Annotated in this window: 1 pseudogene; it reads right to left on the bottom strand. The window is 36.8% G+C overall.

The window, feature by feature from the left end:
- Nucleotides 1–3,396: pseudogene (locus ABMY20_RS16060) on the bottom strand (hypothetical protein); the annotation flags it as partial.

The following is a 3,396-nucleotide window of genomic DNA, read 5'->3' as shown; positions in this document are numbered from 1 at the left end:
TTGGAGCGTATTCATCTATTACAATATCTGTAACGGTGAAAGTACATCCATTCGTTCCTTCTCCTGTAACGGAGTATGTTCCTGGTGGTAAATCTGTTATTACATTTCCTGTAATCGTTCCTGCTGCTGGAACTATGCTATACGTTAATGGTAAAATACCATTATCTACAGCTGTTAAAGTAATTCTACCAGAATCATCTCCTGAACATAAACTAGCCTCGGCTAATGCTGTGAAACTAGGAATTTCAGCATCTTCAATAGTTACAGTTTGTGTACCTGTAGTACATCCTGTATTTATATCTGTAACTGATACTGTATATGTTCCTGGAGCCAAACTAATAATTGCTGTAGTGTTACCTGCTGGGATAGCTACTGGAGCCCCTCCATCAACCGAATAAGTATAGTTTGCTGTGAAAGTTGCTGTATTGTGTGAACCGCTATTAATTGTAAGAGTAGCTTCTCCATTTAAAACACACTCTGCATTTTTTGTAGGTACCACATCAAATGTAACATTTTCGTGCACTATTACTGTTGTTGGTACACTTTCACAACCTGTAGCGTCTCTTACTACAATATCATAACTACCTGGGGTTACATTATTTTGTGTAAAAGTTGTGTTAGTTGTTTCTGTACTAAAGGTAGCTCCTCCATTTAATGAATATTGGTAAGGTGCTACACCAGTAGTAACTGTTGCTGTAATCGTTTTATTTGCAGGACAACTATCTGCTACTGCTGTGGCTGTTGGTAATTGTGCTACATTTAAAGTTACTGTACCTAAATTAGCAGTACACGCTCCGGTTCCATTACTATCTTCAACTTCTACCGTTACGTCTACAGATGTTATACTAGTAGGTGCTGTTACTGTAATTTCATTACCTGTTACTGTTGCTGTTGCAGTCGCTTCAGATAAAGTTACGTTATAAGTGTAAGGTGCAAACCCTCCTAAAACATTTTCTACTCTTATCTTCCCTGGAACGTTACATGTAATATCATTTAATTTATTCAAATTACCTGTTATAGGCTGACCCTCTTTAATAGTTACATCTAAACTACCAAATTCACAAACAGGTGGTCCTCCCGTTGTATTGCTAAGTATAATATAATATACTCCTGAAGGTAACCCAGTTGCCACAATAGGGGCAAAACCTGTTTGTGGAACATTCGTATATGCAGGTAAAGCTGTACCTGCGTTAGTTACTGGGTCTCTTTCATACAACGTCCAAGTAAAATTATTGTTTAAATCTGTACTTGTATTATCTATTTCAAATGTAATTTGCCCATTAGAACTACCACTACATTGATTATTGTTTACTGTAGGTGTAATTGGCACAGAAGGGGTAAAAGTAGCATAAACATCTTCATTGTTCTGCTTAATACAGTCATCTGTTGTATCAAGAGGAGTACCATTTAAATCTTTTACATAAAACACATACGTTAACCCAGGAGTTAAATTTTTAAATGTATACGTTCTATCTTGATCAGGTACTGGTGCTGGTGCTGGAGGTGCTGGACTATCAATGTCTGGATCAACCCAACCAGAAGGAGTTCCTATTGCAAACTGGAAAGGACCAGCTCCTAAAAAAGCTTCAACAGTTACACTAAACCCTTCATTACAGCTAGTAGGATTTGCAACTGGGTTTACGATTAAACCTTCAACTGGATAAGGAACTTCATATCTTCCAAAATTAAAAATACATCTTGTAGTAACACCATCTGCTTCTACAATCCTTATCGCTGGGTAAACTATTGTCCCTGAATCTATTCCTGTAAATGTAGGAGAAGATTGCCATGTTGCTCCGTCATCTTTACTAAACTCAACACTATAAGGTGTTGGTACTGTAGGGTAATTAGTAAACTCAAAACCAAACAGGTTTTCATTTCCTAAAAAAGGTGTGCCGCACACAGGTAAAATTGAACTTAAATCGGCTGTTAAAGGTGGTAATTCTTCTAATGTAAAATCAAAAGTGTCCTCACACCCTAAAGCATCTGTAATTTTAATTTCATAAGTATCTACAGCTAAGTTATTGAAACTAAAATTAGTACCTATGAAGTTGTCTAATCTATCTATTTCGGTATTTGAACTATCTTCAATGGTAATAGTATAAGGTCCTTGACCTCTATTTACTATTATTTCACCATCTACACTACCTCTATCTCCATTACATGTAGGGTTATTAGGTGTTGCTGTGATATCTACAGGCATAATATATGCTATTACAACATCTTCGATAACATAAGAACATGTTGAACTATCTCTTACATATACATCATAAGTGTTAGGTGCTAAATTAGTTATAGGGTTCGTGTTTGAAAAACCTGTTGTAGGTACTGGGTCTCCAGCTGTTACTACAGCATATTCGTAAGTTCCTATTCCTGTACCTCCTGTAGCACTAATTGCTATTGATCCAGGTGTACAACTAGCGTTTGTGGGTGTTGCTGTTGCTTGTAACTGCGGATTAATAGTTATACTTTTAGTAGTAATACAACCCCTACCATCTTTTACATTAACTGTATAAGTATTTGGCGTCAGTCCTGTAAAAGTATATTCATCTGGTGTGGCTACATCTGGATTTTGCCATGGATTTCCATTAATATTATATTGATAATCTCCATTACCAACGGTGTTGCTCACTAAGATACTTCCACTTGTTCCATCAAAACATGTTGTTGCTATATCAAAATCTACTGTTTGCGATGGGTTTATCATTACTGTTACTGGTGATGAATCACAACCCAAACGATCTGTAGCTACTACTGTATACGTTCCTGCTGCTACATCTGTAAACTCTGTCGTAGTTGTTCCTAATGATGTTCCTCCATTATCAAATAACTCATAACTAAATGGTGCGCCATTTCCTCCGCTTCCGTTTGGTGTAATAGTAGCTCCTGTTGCTGGTACACAAGTAACTTCTTTTGTTACTGGTGCTACTACTGTTACTACACTTGGATCTGTTAAGGTTGCACTTACTGTTTGCTCACATGCTGCAATTCCTCCTACTGGACGAACTTCAATTGTATGTGTTCCTGATGTAAAGTTTGGTATAACAAATGGATTATTTCCTGAAGTACTTACCCAACCTGCTCCTATATTATATTCAAACTCAGTTGGTGTTGATGATGGAAAACTTGCTTCTACTTCTATACTTCCATTATTGTACCCTAAACATGTAGGATTTGTCGTGTTTATAACTGCTGCTGTAAATTCTTGATCTGCTGCTACTGTTACCAATACATCTTCTGTACAATTACTTCCATAATCTACAGTTACGGTATGAGCTCCAGCTGCTACATTATTAAAAATATTAGCATTTGCTCCTGTTTGTGCTGCAGCTCCATCTAAAGAATAAGTATAACCAGCATCAAATGGTGTTATGGTGATATTTCCTGTACCATCAC

Origin of the sequence: Tenacibaculum sp. SSH1-16 (genome assembly GCF_040104435.1) — a bacterium.
Classification (GTDB): Bacteria; Bacteroidota; Bacteroidia; order Flavobacteriales; family Flavobacteriaceae; genus Polaribacter; species Polaribacter mesophilus.
This window is presented reverse-complemented; position numbering and strand designations above follow the sequence as displayed.